This window comes from Aminobacterium sp. MB27-C1 (assembly GCF_030908405.1).
Classification (GTDB): domain Bacteria; phylum Synergistota; class Synergistia; order Synergistales; family Aminobacteriaceae; genus Aminobacterium.
Genome location: NZ_CP133089.1, coordinates 1,034,918 through 1,059,702, shown reverse-complemented (window position 1 = coordinate 1,059,702; position 24,785 = coordinate 1,034,918). Strand labels below are relative to the sequence as shown.

Annotated in this window: 24 protein-coding genes and 1 tRNA gene; 2 read left to right on the top strand and 23 right to left on the bottom strand. The window is 40.4% G+C overall.

The genetic code is table 11. The features are described 5' to 3' along the window. Positions 1 to 90 precede the first annotated feature (90 nt). Together RBH88_RS05115 and RBH88_RS05110 are read left to right on the top strand one after the other, a co-directional pair. A tRNA-Sec gene (locus RBH88_RS05115) sits at positions 91 to 189 on the top strand. 357 nt (positions 190 to 546) lie between these two features. Next, the gene (locus RBH88_RS05110) at positions 547 to 1,101 is read left to right on the top strand and encodes a rubrerythrin family protein (RefSeq protein ID WP_307880024.1); all 555 of its coding nucleotides are present in this window, start codon (positions 547 to 549) and stop codon (positions 1,099 to 1,101) included. 41 nt (positions 1,102 to 1,142) lie between these two features. Here RBH88_RS05110 and RBH88_RS05105 read toward each other — a convergent pair whose 3' ends face one another. The 23 genes from RBH88_RS05105 to RBH88_RS04995 form a co-directional block, all read right to left on the bottom strand. Then, positions 1,143 to 1,535: a translation initiation factor gene (locus RBH88_RS05105; RefSeq protein ID WP_213690154.1), complete on the bottom strand. Its 393-nt coding sequence runs from the start codon at positions 1,533 to 1,535 to the stop codon at positions 1,143 to 1,145. A 13-nt stretch (positions 1,536 to 1,548) separates the two neighbouring features. After that, positions 1,549 to 2,043, bottom strand: a complete 495-nt coding sequence (locus RBH88_RS05100) for an NUDIX hydrolase (protein ID WP_213690155.1) — start codon at positions 2,041 to 2,043, stop codon at positions 1,549 to 1,551. An 11-nt stretch (positions 2,044 to 2,054) separates the two neighbouring features. Further along, positions 2,055 to 2,981 (bottom strand): M23 family metallopeptidase, encoded by a 927-nt coding sequence (locus tag RBH88_RS05095; protein ID WP_307880023.1) that lies wholly within the window; start codon positions 2,979 to 2,981, stop codon positions 2,055 to 2,057. Next, complete coding sequence (locus RBH88_RS05090) at positions 2,981 to 4,288, bottom strand: thymidine phosphorylase (RefSeq protein ID WP_213690157.1); 1,308 nt, start codon at positions 4,286 to 4,288, stop codon at positions 2,981 to 2,983. Before RBH88_RS05090 ends, RBH88_RS05095 begins: the two co-directional genes overlap by 1 nt. Further along, the gene (locus RBH88_RS05085; RefSeq protein ID WP_213699376.1) at positions 4,281 to 5,114 is read right to left on the bottom strand and encodes a purine-nucleoside phosphorylase; all 834 of its coding nucleotides are present in this window, start codon (positions 5,112 to 5,114) and stop codon (positions 4,281 to 4,283) included. Before RBH88_RS05085 ends, RBH88_RS05090 begins: the two co-directional genes overlap by 8 nt. Positions 5,115 to 5,131: 17 nt before the next feature. Further along, positions 5,132 to 6,019, bottom strand: coding sequence for a tyrosine-type recombinase/integrase (locus tag RBH88_RS05080; RefSeq protein WP_213690159.1), 888 nt, complete (start codon positions 6,017 to 6,019; stop codon positions 5,132 to 5,134). A gap of 51 nt (positions 6,020 to 6,070) precedes the next feature. Next, positions 6,071 to 6,610: an NUDIX hydrolase gene (locus tag RBH88_RS05075; RefSeq protein WP_213690160.1), complete on the bottom strand. Its 540-nt coding sequence runs from the start codon at positions 6,608 to 6,610 to the stop codon at positions 6,071 to 6,073. Further along, entirely contained in the window at positions 6,611 to 7,174 is a 564-nt protein-coding gene (locus tag RBH88_RS05070) for a 2-oxoacid:acceptor oxidoreductase family protein (protein ID WP_213690161.1), read from the bottom strand. Positions 7,175 to 7,186: 12 nt separating this feature from the next. Next, a complete protein-coding gene (locus RBH88_RS05065) occupies positions 7,187 to 7,933 on the bottom strand; it encodes a thiamine pyrophosphate-dependent enzyme (RefSeq protein WP_213690162.1) in 747 nt (248 codons plus the stop codon). Between the two features lie 14 nt (positions 7,934 to 7,947). Continuing rightward, positions 7,948 to 9,012, bottom strand: a complete 1,065-nt coding sequence (gene vorB, locus RBH88_RS05060) for a 3-methyl-2-oxobutanoate dehydrogenase subunit VorB (RefSeq protein WP_213690163.1) — start codon at positions 9,010 to 9,012, stop codon at positions 7,948 to 7,950. Between the two features lie 23 nt (positions 9,013 to 9,035). Continuing rightward, complete coding sequence (locus RBH88_RS05055; protein ID WP_213690164.1) at positions 9,036 to 9,254, bottom strand: ferredoxin family protein; 219 nt, start codon at positions 9,252 to 9,254, stop codon at positions 9,036 to 9,038. A 23-nt stretch (positions 9,255 to 9,277) separates the two neighbouring features. Further along, entirely contained in the window at positions 9,278 to 10,030 is a 753-nt protein-coding gene (locus tag RBH88_RS05050; RefSeq protein WP_213690165.1) for a hypothetical protein, read from the bottom strand. Continuing rightward, positions 10,023 to 10,952, bottom strand: coding sequence for a methionyl-tRNA formyltransferase (gene fmt / locus RBH88_RS05045; RefSeq protein ID WP_307880022.1), 930 nt, complete (start codon positions 10,950 to 10,952; stop codon positions 10,023 to 10,025). Before fmt ends, RBH88_RS05050 begins: the two co-directional genes overlap by 8 nt. After that, positions 10,949 to 11,449, bottom strand: coding sequence for a peptide deformylase (gene def / locus RBH88_RS05040; protein WP_213690167.1), 501 nt, complete (start codon positions 11,447 to 11,449; stop codon positions 10,949 to 10,951). The genes fmt and def overlap by 4 nt, the downstream gene beginning before the upstream one ends. An 82-nt stretch (positions 11,450 to 11,531) precedes the next feature. Continuing rightward, a complete protein-coding gene (locus RBH88_RS05035; protein ID WP_213690168.1) occupies positions 11,532 to 13,046 on the bottom strand; it encodes a S1 RNA-binding domain-containing protein in 1,515 nt (504 codons plus the stop codon). 23 nt (positions 13,047 to 13,069) lie between these two features. Further along, a complete protein-coding gene (gene ispH, locus RBH88_RS05030; protein ID WP_307880075.1) occupies positions 13,070 to 13,894 on the bottom strand; it encodes a 4-hydroxy-3-methylbut-2-enyl diphosphate reductase in 825 nt (274 codons plus the stop codon). Between the two features lie 8 nt (positions 13,895 to 13,902). Next, a complete protein-coding gene (gene miaA, locus RBH88_RS05025; RefSeq protein ID WP_213701079.1) occupies positions 13,903 to 14,859 on the bottom strand; it encodes a tRNA (adenosine(37)-N6)-dimethylallyltransferase MiaA in 957 nt (318 codons plus the stop codon). Continuing rightward, entirely contained in the window at positions 14,859 to 16,601 is a 1,743-nt protein-coding gene (mutL, locus tag RBH88_RS05020) for a DNA mismatch repair endonuclease MutL (protein WP_213701078.1), read from the bottom strand. Before mutL ends, miaA begins: the two co-directional genes overlap by 1 nt. Then, positions 16,588 to 19,164, bottom strand: a complete 2,577-nt coding sequence (gene mutS / locus RBH88_RS05015; protein WP_213701077.1) for a DNA mismatch repair protein MutS — start codon at positions 19,162 to 19,164, stop codon at positions 16,588 to 16,590. Before mutS ends, mutL begins: the two co-directional genes overlap by 14 nt. A 3-nt stretch (positions 19,165 to 19,167) precedes the next feature. Further along, positions 19,168 to 19,584 (bottom strand): Holliday junction resolvase RuvX, encoded by a 417-nt coding sequence (ruvX, locus tag RBH88_RS05010; RefSeq protein WP_213690172.1) that lies wholly within the window; start codon positions 19,582 to 19,584, stop codon positions 19,168 to 19,170. A 1-nt stretch (position 19,585) separates the two neighbouring features. After that, a complete protein-coding gene (alaS, locus tag RBH88_RS05005; RefSeq protein WP_213701076.1) occupies positions 19,586 to 22,231 on the bottom strand; it encodes an alanine--tRNA ligase in 2,646 nt (881 codons plus the stop codon). Between the two features lie 25 nt (positions 22,232 to 22,256). Then, positions 22,257 to 23,537 (bottom strand): amidohydrolase, encoded by a 1,281-nt coding sequence (locus tag RBH88_RS05000; protein ID WP_307880020.1) that lies wholly within the window; start codon positions 23,535 to 23,537, stop codon positions 22,257 to 22,259. 5 nt (positions 23,538 to 23,542) lie between these two features. Beyond that, complete coding sequence (locus RBH88_RS04995; protein ID WP_213690175.1) at positions 23,543 to 24,784, bottom strand: adenosylhomocysteinase; 1,242 nt, start codon at positions 24,782 to 24,784, stop codon at positions 23,543 to 23,545. Between the last annotated feature and the right edge of the window lies 1 nt (position 24,785).

Genomic DNA, 24,785 nt, shown 5'->3' with positions numbered 1-24,785 from the left:
AAAACCATTTAGAGAAAGGAAGAATAATTATAACACTTATCATGACTAGACTTTTTCTCAATCGCCCTTTACAATATTCAATTGTTCTATGGAGGCGAGTGGTCTCTGGTGAGGCCCCCGGGCTTCAAACCCGGTCGAGAGGCGGCGTTGGCCGTCTTTGGTGAGTTCGATTCTCACACGCCTCCGCCATTTTTTTACGGAGCCTTGATATTACAGACTTTTCAGAAGCCGATTACTGGAATTTGTACCCTTAAAGCCTTATAAACACTTTGCTACACACATTGCTACACACACTTACCACAGTGTAGTTAAGTTGTGATTAAAAAGGTAACGTCCTGTTCTATTCTTTTATTAAATTGTGGTACAATTGAGCTTGTCCCTATGGAATATCTCCCCTTGACTAATATCTGTATATCTGTATATCTTTATATCTAAACTTTACCCCAAGAAATAATAAATTTTCCCTTTATGATATTATTAATAAATAGAGTTTTTACCATAATTAGACCATCGTTGGTATCTTTATATATCAAGGAGGTTTGAGGAATGGCTGTTAAAAATCCAATGACAATTGATTTCCTTCGCTCAGCATATGGTGGTGAAAGCATGGCCCATATGCGTTACTTATTATGGGGGGAAGTAGCCCGTAAAGAAGGTTTCCCAAACATTGCCAAACTTTTTGAGGCTATAGCGTATGCTGAGTTGGTTCATGCTCGAAATCATTTTACTGTTCTTGATGGGGATGTTACAGATCACCCAGTAACGGCCGGTGGTGTTTTTGGCAATAAAGAGACTGCAGAAAACCTCACTGGAGCTATTATGGGAGAAGATTTTGAAATCGATCAAATGTACCCTGTTTATCTTGAAACTGCCCGATTTCAAGGAGAAAAAGATGCAGTTCGTTCTTTTACCTACGCTTTAGAAGCTGAGAAGCTTCATTCCAAACTTTTCTCAAAAGCACAAAATGCTGCACGTAGTGGCAAAGATATGGAATTTAAAGATGTGTACGTCTGCCCTGTATGTGGGCATACTATACTTAACGATGCACCCAATAAATGTCCTGTTTGTGGATTAGCTAAAGAGAAGTATTTAAAATTTTAAAAGGGAAAAAGGGGCGTGGAATACAAAAACGCCCCTCTTTTTTACAATTTTACTTGTTTAGCTCCTTCTTCTATCAGGAGTTCTTTTATTCGTTCCCGTTGATCGCCCTGCACTACTATGATATACCCCTCTAAAGAACTACCACATCCAAGTTGTTTTCTCAAAAATTTTGCGAGTAGATTTTTTTCGTCTTGGTTTCCAAAAGATGTTTCTATAAGAGTAACAGTTTTACCCGCTCGTCCCTTCCGTTCTATTCTCAAAACTATTTTGCCCTTTAGAACTTCTTGGTATGTTGTTAGTACTTTTTTTTCTTCTTTCACTTTTTTTTCTTGCTGCGATGAATGAGCATCAGTAACCTTAAAGGTATTTTTGAAAATAGGATTATAGAGCTCTTCGTTATCTATAGGCGCAGTCTTTTTTTTCTGTCGGGTCATTTTACATTCACCTTTATAAAGCTTTCAAATAATCAATCGTTGTCTGTATTATTTCGCCTTCTTCAGAAAGCACAATTTGACCTTCAAAGGGGATTTTTTTGCCTGAAAAAACAAATGGTGCAATCTGTAAATAGAACAGGTTCACATCGTGAAGGGTAAAACTTTCATCTATGTCGAACCATTCAACTGTTCCTTCTTCTCCGCTCCTTAATTCTCCCGAATATGAACGGCAGGTAAAATAAAAAGTAAGAGTCTCATTTGAATTGTTTTCCTGAAAATTATGGACTATACCAGCTAGCTCAAGAGAACATGGAGTAAGTCCTGTTTCTTCCTGAACTTCTCTAATGCATGCCTGAGTAAGACTTTCTCTTTTTTCTTTTTTTCCGCCAGGAACAGTAAGTGTCGCTGCGTATGGTTCCTTGTTTCTTCGTATCAAGAGAATTTTATTCTTATCAACAATGAAACAAAAAACGATAATTGACGTATATGCATACTCCTCACTATTCATCCTCAACCCTCCTACCAGTTAAAAAGAACTTCTTTATTTTTCTCTAAAAACGTCTGTTCATCAAGAGAAAAGAGCGATATAGGGTCTACAAGTTGCCCTTGCAGCGCAAGACTAAAATGAAGATGTGGTCCTGTTATTCGACCAGTTACTCCTGTTTTTGCAATAATATCCCCTTTTGAGACAGAATCTCCTGTTTGCACAAGAAATTCTGAGAGATGACAATACATTGCAACAACACCATAACCTGAATTTATATAAATAGTTTTTCCACTAAAATAATGATCAGCTACAAGGGTAACCGTTCCATTTGCTACTGCACGTACTTCCGTTCCTATCGATGCTCTTAAATCGATTCCTGTATGGGGATTAGAAGGACGCCCATTAAGCACACGTTTCTTTCCATAGGTACTTGTAATGTCTCCTATTACTGGCTTTTGCAAAGGTAATTCCAAGTAGTTCTCGTTATTAATATCGAGTAAGACTTTCCGTACTTCCTGTCGCTCACGTTTTATTCTTGGAATAACCTCCGAAGGAGGCGTAACCATCTTTTGTGGCAACGATAAATGTTCTTCAGGATACGCTTTAAATAGAACTTCAATAGGAAGTGCAAAATTTTTTATACCATTCCCCATAAGGGTTTCAATACGAAGCGTTGCTCTACCTGGCACAGCAGTTTTAACACTTGTTCCCAAAAGAAGAGTTTGTGTAAAATCGTTTTTTTCTGCGAGATACAATGGGATTTTTTGATCACACCAATAAAGAGTTCCTTGAACATCTGTCGCTTCTGTTTTAAATCGAATCAAAAAAGGAACTCCTATCTTCACAGATGAAGGTGCCAGCACTTTCATTTCACCCCCATAAGCTACATTCCCGAGAAAAAATAAAGCGATAACGCAATATACGACGTTTTTAAAAAAGAAAAGATTTTTTTTCTGCATTAAGAAACTATCTCCATTATTAGATTTTGAATTGAAGGCTTTATGTCAACCAAATGTATAGAACGTTCAAAAAAGGGTTTAGCTCGTTGTAATTTTTTATTATCTGTATAGTAAACATCAAAAATTGGATTACCTTTTTCTACAAAATCACCTTGTTTTGCTCGTAAATGAACAGATACAGAGAGATCAATATGATCGCCTTGTTCTGTGCGTCCCCCACCTATTCTCTTAACTCCCTCACCTATTTTTCTGGCGTTAAGTTCAGCTAAGAAACCACTTTTTGAGGCATAAAGAGTGTATTTCTCTTTTGCTGGTCTCAGATACTTTTCTGGAGAAATACAAACTTTTTTCTCTCCTTCTTGTGCCTCTATAAGGTCTTCCATCTTTTGCAATGCTTGACCATTTACAAGATTTTCATGGGCAATTGCTACTCCTTCTTCGAGAGAAGTTGCTTTTCCACCCAGAACAATCATGGCTCCTGCGAGATGTAAAGATAATAACTCCGTATCAGATGGCCCCTCTCCTTGAAGTGTTTTGATAGCTTCATATACCTCCATACTATTTCCAATCCATTCACCCAAAGGTTGATCCATAGCACTTATAATAGCCATGCTTGGATGGTTTAACGATGCTGAAAGGGAGACCAAAGCCTGAGCTAAGGCGCGTGCTTCAGGAAAAGTCTGCATAAAAGCTCCTTGCCCACATTTCACATCAAAAACGAACTTAGATGCTCCTCCCGCCATTTTTTTGCTTACAATACTACTGCAGATAAGAGGAAGAGAAGGAACTGTAGCTGTCACATCGCGTAGAGCGTAAAATTTCCCCTCTGCTGGAGCCAACTCCATGGAATGACCAGATATTGCACATCCGATTCTTTCTACTTGTTTTAAAAAAGTTTCTGTAGAAAGGTGCACATTCATATTAGGAATAGACTCAAGTTTATCTACTGTTCCTCCCGTAAATCCCAGTCCGCGACCAGACAACTTAGCTACAGGAAGACCTGACGCAGCGACAAGAGGCACAACTATAAGTGTCGTTTTGTCTCCTACACCTCCAGTACTATGCTTATCTACAGCATTAAAACCGCGAGGAAAAGGTACAATGTCCCCAGAGTGAGCAAGAGCCAGAGTAAAACTTTTTATCTCTTGCTGACTCATTCCTTTGTGAAAAACAGATGTCAACCACGCGCTAACCTGATAATCAGGGATTTTACCTTTGTGAAATTCGTTAACAAAGAACTCTATGTCCTCAGATTTATGAGAGATACCTTCTCTTTTCTCTTCAAGAAAAGAGAGAATATCAAACATTTAGATCACCAATTTTTTGCAAAAGTCCTCGCAATAATGTTGTCAGCTTTCCCGTTGCTTTGCCCATCTCTCTTATCACTTCTTCTTCAGAGAGTTTTTGAGACGTTACTCCTGCAGCATAATTAGCAACGCACGAAACAGCAAAGACTTTCATTCCCATGGCGTGAGCGACAATTGTTTCAGGAACGGTAGACATACCTACCACATCGGCTCCCATAACACGAGCCATACGAATTTCAGCAGGAGTTTCATACGAAGGGCCAGAAAAGGCTATATATACTCCTCGATGAACTAGCAAGTTGTTTTCTTTTGCAACTTCATCTGCCAATCGAAGAATGTCTCTATCGTAGGTATATGACATATCGGGAAATCTTTCTTCTTTAGCAGAAATAACAGGCCCGACAAGCGGATTAGTTCCCATAAAATTGATATGATCGTATAGCATAACCATATCACCGGGGAGATAAGAGAGATTAATTCCACCAGAGGCATTGCTTGCTAAATAATAGGGGACACCCCATTCTCCAAAAACACGCACAGGGAAGGTAACATCTTTCATGGAATAGCCTTCATAAAAATGAATGCGTCCCTGCATAACAGCTACATACGTATTATCCAAAAGTCCAAAAACTAAACGCCCTGCATGACCTGGGGCTGTAGAAAGTGGCCAATGAGGAATCTCCTTATAAGGAACTATAATAGGATCCTCAATAGAATCTGCTAAACCACCAAGTCCAGAACCTAAGACAAGAACTGCCTCTGGAAGACAAGAAACTTTTTTTTGAATGTAAGAGAGAGCTTCAAGAATATTTTCGTTATAGCTCATATGGAACACCTCCGAATTTATGCTCGTGGATGAGCCCTATCATATATGTCTCTTAGTTCCAGGTCAAAATGTACATATTTTTCCGTAGTGGCAATAGAGGCATGTCCTAATAGCTCTTGTAACGTACGAAGATCCATCCCTCGCCTTAGTAAATGAGTAGCGAAGGAATGCCTCATTATATGAGGGAACAAACGTGAAGTAGCTATTCCAGCGATCTTCCCTCTCTTTTTTATAATTCTCCATATATCTTCACGCCGTAATGGTTTTGATGTTTTAGAAAGAAACACTTCTTGGGAACGAGAATTTTGTGGTCGTGCCGTTTCGATGTAAAAACGCACGCGACGACTAACTTCACCTAAAAAGGGTATGCTTCTCTCCTTTTCGCCCTTACCCAAGATGCGTAATGTGCGACCTGAAAAATCTATATCCCTTATACATATTGCACAAAGTTCGCTGGCTCTCAAGCCACAGCTATATGCAGTTTCAAGAAGAGCTCTATCGCGGATGTCAAAAAAAGAATTCCCAGCACACGCTTCTAAAATCCGCTCTACTTCACCTTCACTTAAGATACGAGGCAAATCCGTTCCTTTATAAGGGAGTGTTGGCAAAGAAATCTCTTCATCAACAATGTTTTCCGTATCAAGATAACGTAACCATGACCGAAGGGCAGCAATGGCACGTTGCTGCGAGGACCGTTTTTTCCCTTCATTATGTAGGTAACGTTGATATCTTTCTAAAATCGTTGAATTAGGGGGGTATGCAGGTTTGTTGTTTTTGTTACAAAAATCTATCCACGCCTTAATATCCCGATTGTAAGCTTGAATAGTATTTTCACTACATCCTCTTTCTAAAAAGAGGTAATCAAGAAAATCATCAAGTAATAGTTCTTCATCTAACTTCGACATGATTATTAAAAAGGGGCTGGATTTACCAGCCCCTCCTCCCTGTGCTATTTTTTAGTTATTGTTTAGGTAGTTTAAAAGCCAGGCTAAAGCTCCAAAGGTTTTACAATCCCGAATTGATCCATCTTTTAAGAGGGCTGATATTTTTTTTACAGGAACAGCTTTCACTTCAATATCCTCATCTTCATCTTGTTCAAGAGAGGAAGGAGAAAGGTTTTGGGCTAAGAAAAGCGCTATAACTTCATCACTGAAACCTGGAGAAGTATAAAAACGCCCTACCTCTTCAAGCTTACCAGGATAATAACCTATTTCCTCTTGAAGTTCACGTATTGCCGTATCTTTAAAAGTTTCGCCCTCTTCAACAATTCCAGCCGGAATCTCAAGTATTTCTTGATCCAATGGATATCTGTACTGTTTCACCAGCAGCACTTCATTTGCCTCTGTTAAAGGAATTATGGCAACAGCTGGCTCATGTTCTACCACTTCTCTCATTGTTTTACGACCAGAAGCAAGACGTATATTATCGACTCTGAGGTCTAAAATCTTTCCTCTATATATAAGATTTCGTGATAGAACTTTTCCGATATCTTTCATTTATTTTTCAAGTACCTTTCTGGCTAATTCCTTCCCTTTTTCAAAGGCTTCAAGGTTCATAGGTAAAAACTTGGGTTTTCTTTTCCCCAGTTTTTCTTTAATTGTTTCGATACACGTATCACTCTCAACAATACCAGTAGCCTCAACAAGTGTTCCCAAAGCTACTATATTGGCAACTTTGTCACTTCCAAGTTCTACTGCAAGAGAGTTTGCAGGTACAGCTATCACATGTATATCTGTTCGTGGATTTTCATAGGTAACGAGATCACTGTTGTAAATAAGAACTCCACCCTTTTTAACTGAATTCTCAAATTTAGTCAAAGAAGGCTGGTTCATAATAACAGCAGCATCAGCTTCTGCTACAACTGGTGACGCTATTTCTTCGCTACTAAGAACTACTCCACAGTTAGCAGTACCACCGCGCATTTCAGGCCCATATGAAGGAATCCACGTTACGTGTAACCCCTGTGCTATTCCTGTATAAGCCACAAGCTGGCCCAGAACCATAACGCCCTGTCCGCCAAATCCTGCTGCAATGAGGCTTTTATTCATTTTTTCAGTCATCGTGTCTGCCTCCTACTCGTAATCTTTAAACAACCCGAGTGGATAGTAAGGCATCATTGTATTTACTGTCCATTCAAAAGCTTCCACAGGTCTCATTCCCCAGTTTGTTGGGCAGGAGGACAGAATCTCTACAAAAGAAAAGCCTTTCCCATCAAGTTGATATTGGAAAGCCTTTTTTAAAGCCTGTTTTGCTTTAATTATATATTTGGGCTGCGCTACGGAAACGCGCTCAATATATGCAGGAGCTGCCAAGGCATTAAGTAACTCACACACCCGGATTGGATATCCGTTAACCTTTGGATCTCTACCAAGAGGACATGTTGTTGCTTTTTGTCCGATAAGCGTCGTTGGAGCCATCTGACCGCCAGTCATACCATAAATTGCATTGTTGATGAACACAACCGTAATATTTTCGCTTCTATTCGCAGCATGAATTATTTCTGCTGTTCCGATGGAAGCAAGGTCTCCATCACCCTGATATGTAAATACTACTTTATCTGGGCGAACACGTTTCAAACCGGTTGCCACTGCCGGAGCGCGTCCATGGGCTGCTTCGCAGAAATCTGTATCAACATAGTCATACATCATAGCAGCACATCCAACAGGAGCTACACCTATTGTATTATTCTGAATCCCCAGCTCATCTATAACTTCACAAATCAAGCGATGAGCGATACCATGTCCACATCCTGGACAATAGTGGGTATGGACTTTAGGCATCCATGTTTTGGGACGTTCATACACTTTAACTTCTTTCATTGTAATATCCCTCCCTACTCCAGGCCGAGCAATTTTCTGCACTGCATCTCTATATCTTTTACTGAGGGCGACATACCGCCAGAGCGACCATAAAAACTAATAGGAATGTTGCATCCAGTCGCGACCTTGACATCGTCCACCATTTGACCGCAGTTCATTTCAGTTACAAGAATATGTTTTACCGATCCTGGTAATTTGGCAAATTCATCGTAGGGATAAGGCCATAAAGTAATAGGGCGAATAAGTCCCACTTTATGTCCCTCTTCTCTCAAAGAGTTTATAACGGAGCGTGAAATTCGTGCGGTAGTTCCATATGAAGCTATAACCAACTCAGCATCATCAGTCATGTACGTTTCACAACGAACTTCATTCTCCTTAATTTTCGCGTATTTTGCCTGAAGATCTCTATTATGATCCTCAAGGGCTTCCGGAGAGAGGTATAAGCTCTTTAAAGAACTTCGTTTTCCTCTTCTTTCTCCCATATACCCTAAAGCCCATGTGGTATTGTCTGGAACATTCTTATCTGTATAAGTTTTTATCTCAACAGCTTCCATCATCTGACCCATAAAGCCATCAGCAAGAATAATGACAGGGTTACGGTAACGTTGAGAAAGCTCGAAAGCCTGTTGCGTCAAATCAACTGCTTCCTGCAACGTGCTAGGAGCCAAAACTATCAAATTATAATCGCCATTTCCTCCACCCTTTGTAGCCTGAAGATAATCAGCCTGAGAAGGAAGGATACCACCAAGACCTGGGCCACCACGCATAACATTGACAATAACTACAGGAATTTCAGCACCAGCCATATAGCTGATACCTTCTGACATAAGAGAAATTCCAGGGCTGGAAGACGTTGTCATTACCTTATGCCCAGTTGCACCGCCTCCCATGATCATATAACTTGCAGCCACTTCACTTTCTGCTTGAACAAAGGTTCCCCCAACCTCTGGCAGATGGGCTGACATGTATTCAGGAATTTCATTTTGCGGCGTGATGGGATATCCAAAGAAGAACTTGCAGCCGGCCTGAATAGCGGCTTCTGCAATGGCTTCAGTTCCTTTCATAAGTACGCGTCCCATTAGATTTCCACCTCCAGAAAACGTTAGCCTTCAACGATCTTATAAACTTCGATCGCTGCATCAGGGCAACTAGTTGCACACATAGAGCAACCAATACACCCATCTTTAAACTGCTCAACCGGTCTGTGCCCTCTGCTATTGATCTTCTCTGATATCCTAAGCACCTTTACAGGGCAGGCAGCCACGCAGAGACCACAGCTCTTACAATACTCCTCAAGAACGTTAATACGTCCTTTTGCCATTACGAGACACACCCCTTCCACTTTTAATTCGATTGACGAGACCACATAAAACCTTCTTCCCAAGGAAGAAGCATAAATCTTGACAGGGGCCATATGGGAACAGGATAGCCTTCTCCCAAGATTTTACTCACATCAGAAACAAGGGATGGATTGACTCCAGCATAGAGAACTGGCAGGTCAAGAGATTGGCCTGCTTGATAAACAGTTTCAATTCCTTCTGCAGCGTCTTGGGCGGTTGTTTCGTGCATAAGATGGGAGTTACAAATGAGTGCGTTTATTTCAAGGCCACAAATACTTTCCATTTTAGTCATCATTTTTTTAATTCTGGAAACTGTTGAAGTTTGAGGGCGAAAAGCATTAACGACAAGAATAAGCCTATAACCAACTTTTTTGATAATAGGCTCGAACTGTTTAAGAGCCAAGGCTCCCTCCGCATCCCCACCAATATCCATAAGAAGGCGGGAGCTTTCATCATGAAGGGCCCAATCTACTTTGGGCGTAACAAGAGCCATATCAAGCCATTTAGCCTGTTCTGGCATGGTAATTACAGATAATCCTTGTTTTTCTAAAGTCTCACTTACTTGGCGAATGCAAAAATAGGGGTTGATAATATCAATATCAGCTATCGTTACTTTATCTCCATTAGCCTGAAGTCCTTGCGCCATATTTAAAACCCATTCTGTCTTTCCAGAACCGAGAGCACCCGTTACGGCTATTGCCTTGGGCCATTGGTAACGACGAATCAAGTTTGCAAGGTGGGAGTGAACCTTATTCACGTAGATTGTCTCCTTTCTTCAAATGAATGCCCCTGCTCCAATCTGCCCCTGATTGAACTCGCCGTCCTTCAGGTTGAACTTCAAGAAGAAGAACAGCTTGTTTCCCTAAGGCTATAAGAGGAAATCCATTTATGAAATCTAGAACTTCGCCAGGAGTTCCAGCTTCTTCATGAACAGTTGTTTTCCAAATTTTTAGTCGACGTTTTTTGTAGTGAATAAAGGCACCTGGCTGAGGATTTAAAGCTCTCACTTTATTATGAAAATACCATGCATTGGTATTCCAATCAAGCTGAGTTTCACTTTTTTCTATTTTTAAAGCATAAGAGACAAGTTCAGAATTTTGTAGCGTAGTCTTATTAGTTCCATCATTATAAGATTTTACAACTACTTTCAGTAAATTGCTACCCTCTTTAGCTAATCTCTTAAATAAATCTCCCGATGTTTCGTTCGGATCAATCACAATTTTGGTCTGCCCCCAGATTGGACCGGCATCCATTTCCTCTACCAATCTGAACACAGTTACCCCTGTTTTCTCTTGACCATCCATCACTGCTCTCTGTATGGGAGCTGCTCCACGATACTGAGGTAATAATGAAGGATGGATATTCAAACATCCCATTTTAGGAGTACTTAAGAAGGGTTCTTTTACTTTTTGCCCAAAGTCAACGACAACAATACCATCAGGAGGAGACGTTAAGAGTGCATTTGTAATAATCTCATCCTGAGAAAGTTTGTTCGTTCTGGAAACCGTTAAATCGAGTTTCAGGGCTGTCTCCTCTACACAAGAGATCGTTTCTTTCATACCCCTGCCAGCGCGAGTAGGCATACTTGTAATAATCCGATCAAAACGCACATTTTCAGATGTAAGATTCTCAAGGCATAAAGCAGCGAATGGTCCTGCTCCAATAAACCACATTGTCATCGTTTACGTTCTTCCTTTTCGTATTGTCTCATTTTTTTACGAATGATGTTCTTTTTTAGTGGCGAAAAATGATCTATAAGTAGTTTTCCCTCTAAATGATCCATTTCATGAAGAAAAGCTCGGGCAAGAAATCCTTCGGCTTCAATCTTCCTTTTTTCTCCATGTTCGTTATATGCTTCTATAACGACATTTCGAGAACGTTTTACATTTCCAAAGATACCAGGGAAGCTTAGACAACCTTCTTCTCCAACTTGCTCTCCTTCGCTGGATAGTAAAACCGGGTTGATAAGAACATAAAGAGTATCATCATAGAAAACTACGGCAAGTTTTTTTGACAAACCAACCTGTGGAGCAGCAAGCCCAACTCCATCCGACTCCAGCATAATAACTTTCATTTCCTCAATTAAATCCATAAGTTCAGAGTCAAATATTTCGACAGGTTCCGTCTCTTTTCTAAGTATAGGATCTGGATACGTTCTTATTTGTAAGTTTTTCAAAAAACTCGCTCCTTCAAATTGCAACTTTTCAAAATTATATTCAGTAAAAGGGGCTGCTGAAACCAGCAGCCCCTTTTATATTTTAACGATTAAGAAAATCTTTTAAAACATCTCCGATGGTAACGGAAGGTTCCTCTTCGTGGAACGCTGGCTGCTGTTTGTTTCTATTTTCGTCAGAAGCTTTCTGAGCGAGACGTTTTTTCTTCTCTTCTTCACGATTCTTTCTTATTTCCTCTTCGTAAAGGGCGCTAATACTAAGTCTCATTCTCCGCTCTGCCGGATTAATTTCAATAACTCGCGCCAAAACTTCTTCGCCCTCAGATAAAACATCTTCAGGTTTATCTACACGTTTTGTGCTAAGTTGAGAGATGTGAATGAGTCCTTCAACACCTTCCTCTATCTCTACGAAAGCACCAAAATCAGCAAGTCTTACCACTTTTACTGTAATGTCCTGTCCTTTGGAATAACGATCTTCAATTCCAGACCAGGGATCATGAAGCTGCTTATAGCCGAGGCTCATACGTTTCTTCTCAGCATCGACTTCAAGCACCATAACTTCAACTTCCTGACCCTTTCTGAGAACATCTCTTGGATGTTTTATACGAGCCCAGCTCAAATCGCCAATATGGATAAGGCCCTCAACGCCAGGTTCAACTTCAACAAACACGCCAAAATCGGTTACGTTGGTAACTATGCCTGTACCACGATCTCCGGCTTTCCAATTTTCTTCCACGATGCTCCATGGATCGGGCTGTGTCTGCTTAATACTTAGAGAAATTCTATTCTCATCTTTGTCAATGCCAATGACCTTTACTTTGACAGTTTCGCCCTTTTTAACAACTTCTTTGGGTTTCACATTGCGTTTCCAAGAAAGCTCGCTGATATGAACAAGACCATCGATAGGTCCAAGATTAATGAAGACGCCAAAAGAAGTAATGCTACTTACTTTACCTTCAAGAATGTCACCTTCGGAAACGGTTGCATAGAATTTATCTCGCAATTCTTCAACAGCCTCTTCAACAAGCAATCTTCTTGAAAGAACAAGACGTCTCTTGCGACGATCTTTTTCTAAGAGCTTAACATCAAAAACTTCTCCAACAAATTTACCCGGGTTAACTCCTCGTCCTTCCTCAGCTAAGTGAGAGATGGGAATAAACCCTTCGAGATTAAAGCAGTTCACCATCAATCCGCCTTTAACCTTACGAAGACCCCGAACAGATATAAGTTCATGAGAAGACAAATATGACTCTAACTCTGCCCATCGTCTGTCGAATTCAGAACGCCAGCGGCTCACTAAAAGTTGAGCATCTTCGCCATGTCGTACGTTGATGACCTGCACTTGGATTTCATCGTTAATTGAAGGCTCTTCGTCCTCTTCAACCAATATCTTATGAGTCCATTCTCTTCGAGGAAGAAAACCTTCACATTTATATCCTACGTCAACCAACCAACCATCATCATTAGCTCCGACGATTGTTCCTGTGACAACTTTACCTTTGTGAATTTCTTCTACCTCGTAATTTTTGAGCATTGACTCCATGCTCTCAAGGTTTTCATTTGCTTCAAGCTCATTGTTCATCTTTTCTTCTTCCATCATAACCTTCCATCCCCCTTGGCTACCTACGTGATGACCATAATTTTTTTTAGCTGATTAATCAGCCAATCCGGAGTGCTAGCTCCGGCTGTAATTCCTACTCGCGCCTTATCCAGTAACCACCTCCTGTCTAATTCTTCAGCGTGTTCTATCCACACAACATCAACTCCGGTAGAGCGAGCAATTTCGTATAACTTCCCGGTATTGGCACTGTTTCTACCACCTACTACGATAATGCCTTCTACCCGTTGAGCTAATTTGCGTGTCGCATCCTGACGTTCACGAGTTGCATTGCAGATTGTGTTGTAGACGCGCATTTCCTCTGATTTGAGCGCGAGCTCTGAAACAATTGCAGCAAAATCTCTGCTATCTTGTGTCGTTTGAGATATTACCCCTATTTTGGAGATTTTACCAACATTTATAACACACTCTTTACTATCTATGATAAAAGATTTATCTCCAGCGATTCCCTTAAGAGCCTTAACTTCCGGATGGTTACCATTTCCAACAATACAAACTTCAAAACCTTCTTGAGCTAAAACTTTGGCCCGTTCTTGTGCAATTTTTACGAAAGGACATGTTCCATCAGTTACCTGTGTGCAACGTTCATGAAGAGATTTTAACAATTCAGGTGATACCCCATGAGCTCGAACAAATGTACGTGATGCAAGAGGGATTAAGTCAGGAGAGTCTACAACAACAAGGCCCTTCTTCGTAAGTCTCTCTACTTCTTGTGGATTGTGTATCGGCATCCCAAGAGAATACACGGGGCCTTCTTCTTTTAATATTTTTTCTAGCGTTTCAATAGCCCTACGTACGCCAAAGCAAAAACCCGTAGGATCTGCAACTATTATTTCTTTCAGATTATGTTGCCCCTTTCAAGATGCTTAAAGCACACGTCTAAAACATTACGTTCTAAATCTTTTTCTTCATAAGTAGAAATATCATACCACAGAGTAGGTGAAAACTTCTTAAACCACGTCATTTGTCTTCGACAAAATTTTTTTGTAGCACTTATATCTCCCTCTAATGCTTCTTCCTTGGTCATCTTGCCTCTAAGGTAAAGAGCTATTTCTTTATACCCAAAACCCTGCATTGAAGGATATCGTTCATCAAAGCCATGATGAAGCAACCACTCCACTTCTTCTATAAAACCACCAGAAAATTGCTGGTGGACTCGCTTTGTAATTCCTTCGAAAAGGAGTGATCTCGGTCGATTTAAACCTATGTAGAGAACATCATAGCGCTTCGTTTTTCCTTCTTCGGAAGCATACCACCATGTAGCAGTATGACCAGTTAATCGATAAATTTCTAAAGCTCTACTCACGCGACGTACATCATTAATATGTAGTTGAGATGCTCTATCAGGATCAACTTCAGCCAAAAGGGTGTGCAAAGCTTCATTTCCGTTTACTAAAGCATACTCTTCTAATTCATCAGTTAAATTTCTATCCCGCGGAAGATCTTGTGTTAAAGATTCCTCAAACAAAGCATGATAATAAAATGGCGTTCCTCCAACAAAAAGAGGAATTTTACCTCGAGTAATAATTCGCTCTATAGCCGCCACACTTTTATCTACAAAATCAGCGACAGAAAAAATTTCGTCTGGATCTACCACGTCGAGCATATGGTGTAAGATTTTTTGTCGAATTTGGTGTGAGACTTTATCAGTGCCAACATCCATATAACGGTAAACCTGCCTTGAATCAACAGATATAACCTCGGCATGTAGCGCCTCGGCTACATGCAAACTCAGCTGGGTTTTTCCTACGGCTGTTGGACCTATAATGGCCAAAACTGGGATATTTTCACTCATTATTTCTCCCTCCCGAAATATTGTTCAATCTGATGGTTATCAAGAATTAGTGTGGTTGGTCGGCCATGGGGACACACTGATGGATTCTCACAATAGTGCAATGCAGATAACAAATGAAGCGCTTCAGATGCGTCGCAATGCGTTGTAAGTTTTATGGATTGTTTACAAGCTATAGTAGCCCATTTTCGCCACAAGACGTCATCAATATCTCGAGACCCCGTGCTTTTCCACGTCAGGATTGTTGTTCTAACAAGGAATAAAGGTCCTTCTCTCTCTTGAATCGGAAGGGCTGGAAATGCCGAAAGATAAAGCTGACCCTCTTCTTCTTCAAAAATAAAGCCTGCGCTAATTAAGGCATCCTTATATTCTTCTACTTCAGTAGCCAATGTTGGAGGAATAGCAAGAGGTGTTGTCATTTTTTGAGAAGCAACATCCCCGACTTTAATCCGAGATAAAATTTTTTCATAATTAATACGCTCATGGGCAGCGTGGGGATCTACTAGAATGAGATTCCCCTCTTTTTCGAAAAGAAGATATCCTGAACGCATTTGTGCTATAAAAAAGTAAGACGTTTCATTTTCATTACTATCTTCATTTTGAATAAAATTACTTTTTTCTTCAAGAATGTTTTTCATTTCTTCTACGTCATCATGAAGTGACGTTTCTTCTTGTATTAGTGGCGAAGAAACTCTCGAAAAAAGGTTTTCAGCTTCTCGTTCTTTTATCGTTTCATACTGTTGTTGTAAATGAGATGATACGGGAAAAGACGGCAATGTGAGTTTTGTAGGTCTGTTTTGTAGATCCAAGCTTGCAACTTTTACAACTTCAAAAACTTCCGAAGGATACCTAAATCGAATTTCTGCTTTAGCCGGATGTATATTGACATCTACAAGCTCTGGCGAAAGGCTAAAGAAAAACATCCAGTTTCCAGACAGATCTTTACATGCAGCTGATGCAGCTCCACGAATGAGAGGGTCCGAGACATTTCGTCCATTAACAAAAGAGGTAATAGAATTTTTTTGACGCCCTGGAGTAGGTTGCCACCAACATTCTAATTCTATGGAACCGCACGAAACAACAGTTGAGCGAATTTCTGGAGAAACACCCCAAAGCAAAGAGAGAATATAATGACGCTCTCCTCGTCCATCTGTTTCAAAATTTTTATTTCCATTATGATAAAGTGAAAAAGCTACTTCAGGATAAGCAACTGCATAATCTCTAACAACAGATGAAATTTTCCTAAGCTCAGAAAGATTGCTTCTCAAAAATTTTTTACGAGCTGGAAAATTGAAAAAAAGGTCGTCAACCTGCAAACGTGTGCCTTCCTTCCAAGGGATTTTTTCGTGGCAGGTAATCTCTCCAGCCTCCGCTTTCAGCAATCCTCCTTCTGTAGCCCCAGAGATTTTACTTCTAAGGTCAACTCTACTCACAGCTGCAATGCTTGCAATCGCTTCTCCACGATATCCTAAAGTCTTAATTTTATTTAAATCTTCAATGGTGCTGATTTTACTAGTAGCATAACGAGTAACAACAAGAGGCATTTCATCCCAAACAATACCTGAACCATTATCTTCTATGACAATAGAAGTTTTGCCCCCATCTTTTAATGTTACTTGCACTCGCTTCGAGTTTGCGTCTAATGAATTTTCAAGAGCTTCTTTAACTACAGAAACAGGTCGTTCTACAACTTCTCCTGCTGCAATTTTAAGCGCCACTTCTTGGGGAAGTTTATGAATTGCCATTATTCTGAAGCTCCTCTCTACATTTTTCTGATACTTTATACAAAAGCTCCAATGCTCTAAAAGGCGTTATTTTATTAGGCTCAAGAGACGCCAATTCTTCTATTATAGCTTGGCTGGAGACAGGGAAAAGCTGAATTTGTTGAGTTGTTTGCGAAGCAACTCGTGCTGGTTCTATTCCCTCTGTTCGCTCAAAGGTTTCAAGCAATTGAAAAGCTCTTTTTAGAACCACCGGAGGAATTCCTGCCAAACGTGCCACTTCTATTCCATACGAACGATCCGCAGGACCATCTACCACTTTATGTAAAAAAGCTATGCCATCAGTTCCTTCATGTACAGCCATACTTAAATTTTTAAGACTTGTAAGGTGCTCTTCTAATGCCACAAGTTCATGGTAATGCGTTGCGAAAAGTACCTTTGGTTTTGTTCCGCAACCACTATCCAGATATTCTAGTACTGCCCATGCAATGCTCATGCCATCATAGGTCGATGTTCCGCGTCCAACCTCGTCAAGTATAACAATACTTCTATCTGTAACATTATGCAGAATGTTAGCTGTTTCTATCATTTCTACCATAAAAGTGCTATTACCACGTGCAAGCTCGTCTCTTGCTCCAATACGAGTGAAAACACGGTCCATAATTCCCATTGAGGCCTGAGATGCAGGAATAAAAGAACCCATTTGCGCCATAATAACAAGTAATGCTGCCATCCGAAGGTAGGTAGATTTTCCGGCCATGTTAGGACCAGTTATCAGTGCTATTCTTTTATCGTCGTTATCAAGCGTAATATCATTAGGGACAAAAGGTTGGTCCAAAAAGGTAGCTTCTATAACAGGATGACGTCCACCTTCGATAAAAAGACTTAGTCCATCATTTAACTGTGGTCGAATATAGCCTCTTTCCCACGCGACCTGGGCTAATCCAGCAATGACGTCAATACAACTCAACATGATTGCGGCGTCTTGAATCCCACGAATATTTTCTAATGTTTTGCTAACGAGATCTGCATAATATTTCGATTCTAATTTTGTAATCTCCTGTTCAGAAACTGACATTTTTTCCTCAAATTCCTTAAGCTCTGGCGTTATAAAGCGTTCTGCTGAAACCAATGTCTGTTTGCGAATATAATTTTCAGGAACTTTATCCAAATTCCCCTTGCTTATCTCTAAATAGTAACCAAAAACTTTATTACTTCCCACTTTAAGCTTAGAAATGCCGGTTTTTTCTTTTTCTTTCTCAAGATACTGATCTAACCATTGATCGCCATGTTCTCGCAAATCTCTCCAAGAATCGAGTTCTTGACTATATCCAGAACGAATAACATCACCACTATGAAGATTTCGAGGAACCTCATCGCAAAGAGCCGACGCCAAGAGTCTTGCAAAAGAGTCTAAAGTCTCTTCCTGCGAGACAAACTGGAAAAGAGGATTATCTTTACAATACACAAGTAAGTCGGGAAGCAATAATAAAGTATCGCGTATTGCAGCTAAATCCCTGGGGTTGCCCGTTCCCAGACTTAATCGTGAAGATGCTCTCTCTATATCTTTGCATTGTGCGAGCAAATTCTGTAATTTTTGTCGTATAACTGGGTCGTTGATAAGATATTCTACGGCATTTTGTCTTTTCGATATTTCCTCTACCTGGAGCAATGGACGGAGTATCCATTCTTTTAACAGACGTCTTCCCATAGGGTTTTTACACTTATTCAAAACTGAATAAAGAGTAGGCCCATCTCCATGAATAAGTTCAAGATTGTACTGTGATGCCATATCTAAGTGTAAAAAAGACTTTTCTCGCAAGGGATAAATTCGCGTAATGTGTTGAATTGCACCAAATTGAGTTTCTTCAAGATAGTGAAGAACGGCTGCAGCCACTCCGATTTCTGACGTGTTATCTTCTAAACCGAAGACAGTCATAACAGGAACGTTAAAAACTCTCGTCAACCATTCCGTTGCAGATTGAGGTTCAAACTGTTCCTTCGTTCTTTGAAGAATAAAAAAATCAAGTAGCTCAACAGGAAGATTTTCCCTTTTAAAGGTATCAGGGATTAGAACTTCTCCTGGGTTAAATCCAGTTAAAAGGGCAAGAGCTTCATCCTTATTCAACACGCCAGCTTCTAAATGACCAGTATCAACCGAAAGCAACGCCAGCGCAATGGATTCATCATCCAGAGGTTTTAGAGCAGCTAATCTCCCTTCCTCTCCAGAATCCTCAGGAACATAGGTTCCAGGGGTGACTATACGTATAACCCTACGATCAACTAGTGTTTTCCCATCGGGCTCACTCACCTGTTCGCATATAGCAACTTTATGCCCAGCCTTTACAAGTTTGCCAAGATAATTATTAACGGCATGAAATGGGACTCCCGCCATAGGGATACTTTTAGACGGGTCTCTGCTCGTAAGCGCTATATCTAGAATCTCTGACGCCTGTTGTGCATCTTCAAAAAACATTTCATAGAAATCACCCATACGAAAGAAAAGCAAACAATCAGGGTACTTCTCTTTCCATTTTACATATTGAGAGAGCATGGGTGTCATTTTCACATTGGAAGGAAGCTTCAAAAACTAAACACCTCTCGTATGATCTAAATAATTTTGAAGAATAAGTGCCGCTGCTAACTGATCTACCTTATTCTTTCTCTTTTTTCTTGATACATTTCCTTCTAAAAGCACTTGCTGAGCTATAGCTGTTGTAAATCGCTCATCCCATAATTCAAGTGAAAGATGAGGATACCTTTCTTTTAATTCTTGAGCTATACCTTTTATTTTTTCGGCTTCAGGTCCCGGCGATCCGTTCGTACGTAAGGGGTAGCCTACTAACAACATTGTAATGTTTAAAGAGGCTACATACTCATCAAGTTTATTAAACCAACTTTTATTCATTGGGATGAAACCGATCCCCTGGGCAAAACATCCCAAGGGATCGGAAACAGCTACTCCTATCCTTTTTGAACCAATATCAAGAGCAAGAATCCGAGACATGTCACTCCCCTAATTGTTGCTTAACAATTTTACGAACAGAGGTAAATGCATCCTCCATTTTTTCAGGATTCTTTCCGCCGGCTTGAGCCATGGAAGGTTTTCCGCCGCCGCCGCCGCCTAAAACAGAGGCAGCTTCACGTACTATTTTCCCTGCATGGATACCTGCTTTAACAGCGTCATCACTGGCCATAGCAATGAGTAAGACGTTACTCTCGGAAGTTTGACTAGCCAATATAATGACTGCCTTTTCATTTTTAGCTTTTATGCGATCACCAAGTTCTCTTAGCATATCTGCATTTACGCCCTTGAATTGGCCCAAGAAAAGTGCAAACCCGTCAGGCAATTCTTCTTTTGTAACAGATTCATCGAGATTAGCCGCTAAATTATTTAATTTAAGCTCTTCTATTTTTCTAGATAGCTGCCGTATCTCAGCTTGCATATCTTCTACATGAGAAATGAGTTCTTCGGAATCTGTAGCTAAAAGATTTGATAGCTCTTCCACTATTTTAAATGAACGTTGATATGATTCATATGCATTCATTCCCGTCAGAGCTGTAATCCTTCGAGTTCCAGAGCCGATGCCTTCTTCTTTGATAATTTTAAAAGCTCCGATATCTCCTGTTGCATCGACATGGAGTCCGCCGCATAGCTCAGTAGAAAAATCTTCTATACGCACAACGCGAACTATATCACCATACTTTTCATCAAAAAGAGCCTTTGCCCCCATTGCTCGCGCCTGTTCAAGGTCACTTTCGATTATTTCGAGAGGGATATTCTCAAGAATCTGTGTATTAACAATTTCTTCAACGCTATGTATTTGCTCTCGTGTAAGGGGCTCAAAATGAGTGAAATCAAATCGAAGCAGTTTCTCATTTACAAGAGACCCAGCTTGGCGAACATGATTTCCAAGAACTCTACCTAAGGCTTCATGAAGCAAATGAGTTGCTGTATGGTTCCTTCGTATGGCATTCCTCTTGTCCACATCAACGGAAGCATGAACAGAAAGTCCTTTTGATACAGTGCCTTCAAGAACGGTTACAACATGTACAATCAAATCTGCGGTTTGGGCTTTTGTATCGCATACGTGAACCTTTACTCCTGGAGCCATGAGAAAACCATGATCCCCAATTTGTCCGCCACGTTCAGCATAGAAAGGGGTTTTATTGAGTACGATTTCACCTTTTTCACCAGCAGACAAAGAGTCTATACGCTCGCCTTCTTGTATAAGTGCAACTATTTCAGTATCCAGTTCCGGCAATGCATATCCTTCGAAAGAGGTTTTCCCTACTTCTGAAGCAATATCAGAATAGACATCACCTTTCATCTCACTACTCAACTGTTTACTGGACGCCCGTGCGCGTTCTCTTTGTTTTTCCATTTCAACTTTAAAGCCAGCCTCGTCAACCTCTATATCGTTTTCTGCGCAGATTTCAGTTGTTAGCTCAAGTGGAAAGCCAAAAGTATCATATAATTCGAAGGCTACTGCGCCAGAAACTGTTTTTTCCTGACGTTTTTTCAAAGTTGCTATTTCCTGATCGATTAATTCTGTTCCCTGCTGAAGAGTTTTACCAAAACGTTTTTCTTCCATACTTACAATTTGCTCAATCATTGGTCTGTTATCGATCAATTCTCTATAAGGATCTGCCATAAGTTCAAGAACATCAGGGAAAAGTTCCAAAAGGAATGGCTGGTCAAACCCTAGAAGTTTTCCATAACGAGCAGCTCGCCTGATAAGACGACGCAAGACATATCCTCGACCGTCGTTTGCAGGTAAGATGCCGTCAGCGATCATAAACGCCACTGAACGAATATGGTCAGCAATGACACGAACCGCTAAAGTATTTGCTGCAGAAGAGCCGTACGATATTCCAGCCATCTGACAAACATGATCTATAAGTGGCCTGAAAAGATCCGTTTCAAAATCAGTGCGAACTCGCTGTGCAATGGATGTTAAGCGTTCTAATCCCATGCCTGTGTCTATATTTTTCTTCGGCAAGGGGATAAGCGATCCATCTTCCTGAAGGTCGAATTGAGTAAAAACTAAATTCCATATTTCCAAATAACGATCGCAATTACAGCCAACTCCACACGTAGGTTTTCCACAGGAAAAATCTGGTCCCTGATCGTATATAATTTCTGAACAAGGGCCACAAGGTCCCATATTTCCCATAAACCAGAAGTTTTCATCTTTATCGAAACGATAGATTTTATCGTCAGAAAGTCCTACTTGATTTTTCCATACAGAATAAGCTTCTTCGTCATCTTTATAAATCGTAGCGTATAAGCGATCAGGTTCAAGACCAATAACTTCTGTTAAAAACTCCCAACCCCATGTTATGGCCTCCTTCTTAAAATAATCTCCCCAGCTAAAATTGCCCAGCATTTCGAAGAAGGTATGATGACGTGCTGTTCGGCCAACATTTTCTATATCATTAGTTCGTACACATTTTTGTGACGTTACAGCTCTTGTAAACTCGGGCTGCTGTATGCCTAAATAATATGGTTTAAAAGGAACCATGCCTGCTATAGTAAAAAGCAAGGAAGGATCGTTAGGAATCAAAGAAAAACTAGGATAGTGTTTGCTCCCTTTCGATACCCAGAAATCAATGAAAAGAGATCGTATTTCTTTTCCTGTTCTCCATTGCATTTGTTTACCCCTTCTTTCGCAGCAATTACAAAGTCAAGGCTTTGCGCGCCAACGCTGCCTGTTCTAAAATTTCTCCCCGATCCACGCGAGGGAATTCACCGTTGAAATAAATCCATTCTCCTTTTACCATCGTGGCTTCAACATCGGCTGAAGATCCCGCATACACAATATATACGGGAAGATTTTCTACGTCAAAGCCTAAATAATGAGGTTTATCAAGATCAACTAACACAAGATCTGCATCCCATCCTTCTTTTATAAGGCCAGTTTTTTCAAAGCCCAGGCTTCGCGCTCCGTTAATTGTCGCCATAGCAAGTATCTCTTTTGCTTTTATTATTGTGGGGTCATGATGAATCCCTTTATGAAGAAGAGCGGCATGTCTCATTTCCTCCCAAATATCCAGTCGATTGTTACTTGCAGCACCATCTGTTCCAAGGGATACACATATTCCAGCTTCCATCATATCGAGAAGGCGCATGACACCACTTCCTAATTTTAAATTGCTATTAGGATTATGAACTACTGTAACAGGTTTCTCTTTTAACTGCTTTATCTCTTCAGAAGAGAACCATACACCGTGGGCAAGAATTGTCCCGAGAGTATCTAAAAGCCCTGCCTGTTCCAAATATTTCATTGGTTCTAATCCAAGCTCATCATGAAGATAATCTCGTTCCCACTTCGTTTCAAGGAAATGGGTGTGGACACGCACGCCCTTTTCGGTAGCAATTTCACAAATTTCTTTCATACTGTTCATAGGAACCGTATAGGGGGAATGAGGCCCAAGTTGAACTGTAAAGAACCCGTCTTTTCCGTGCCAATCTTCAATTAATTTAATATTTTCATTAATTCTTTTCCTGTCATCTCCGATAAGCCCTCTGGAAAGTGCACACTTCATTCCCATTACTTGGGAAGCCTCAGCAACTTTATCCATTTCAAAATACATATCAGCAAAACAAGTTACGCCACAAGAAGCCATTTCCAAAAGTGCCAAAGCAGTTCCCCAATAGATATATTCAGGAGTCAGACGAGCTTCCACAGGCCATATCTGCTCTTTTAACCATGTCATAAGAGGGGTTTCTTCACCAAGTCCTCTTAATAAAGACATGGCTGCGTGGGTATGACTGTTAACGAAACCCGGCAAAAGAAGTTTCTTACCATCACAATCAATAAGTGAGACATTCTCTTCAGGAAGACTTTCTGGAGCTTCTATTTTTGTTATCAAACCGTCTTCAACAAGCACGTCACATAACCGGCTTCGTTCCATCTGACTGTCATAAATATATGTATTTTGAAAGAGGCAACGCATCGTATTTATTCCTCCCAACTTTTCATATAAAGCTCTTGTTCGTCGGTAAGTTTCTCTAGAGAAATACCAAGAGATTCTAATTTAACCTCCATTACTCGTCTATCTATTGCGGAAGGAACCGGGTGTACTCCTGATTGCAATTTATTATGAGCAACGTGAAGAGCTGATTCAAGCTGAAGAGCAAAACTTAAATCCATAATTTCTATAGGATGTCCATCAGCACAAGCTAAATTAACAAGGCGTCCTTCCCCTAAGAGATGAAGACGTCTTCCGTCTGTCAACGTATATGTTTCTATATTTTCCCGTGTTGACTCTACAGATGAAGCCATTTGGGAGAGATCTTTCTTACATATCTCAACATCAAAGTGTCCTGCATTAGCAAGGAGTACGCCACTTTTCATCTTTTCGAAATGTTCTTTTCTGATAACTTTTGTATTCCCTGTCAGTGTTAAGAAAATATCGCCGACAGAAGCAGCTTCTGTCATGTTCATTACTTCATGTCCATCCATCAAGGCCTCAAACGCTCTGTGAGGATCTACTTCTACAACGATAACAGATGCACCAAGGCTTTTAGCACGCATAGCTACTCCACGGCCACACCATCCGTATCCGACTACAACAACTTTCTTACCCGCTATAAGCATATTTGTCGTTCGCATAAGACCGTCCATAACTGACTGTCCGGTACCATAACGATTATCAAAAAGGTATTTACTATACGCATCGTTTACAGCAATCATAGGGAATTGTAACGTTCCATCTGCTTCCATAGCTTTGAGACGCTTAATTCCTGTTGTGGTTTCTTCAGATCCACCTCGTACATTTGGTATCAGTTGAGGAAATTCGGTATGTAAAGTAGCAATAAGATCTGCTCCATCATCAACAATGACATCGGGAGCAATGCTTAGAACAAAACGTAGATTTTCATGGTATTCTTCTGTTGTCATACCGTGATGACTGTAGACGTGAACTCCATTATCAACCAGTGCTGCACAAATATCATCTTGCGTGGAAAGAGGATTGCTTCCTGCTGCCCAAACTTCAGCTCCAAGTTTATGGAGTGTAATGAGAAGACAAGCCGTTTTTGCCTCGAGATGAAGGCATGCAGCAAGTTTTAATCCTTTCAACGGAGCTTTAGACGTATATTCCTCAGACAAACTTCGAAGAACTGGCATAAATTGCCACGCCCATGTAATTTTTTTCATTCCTTCCGAGGAAAGATGTATATCAGCAATTCGATTTTCCACG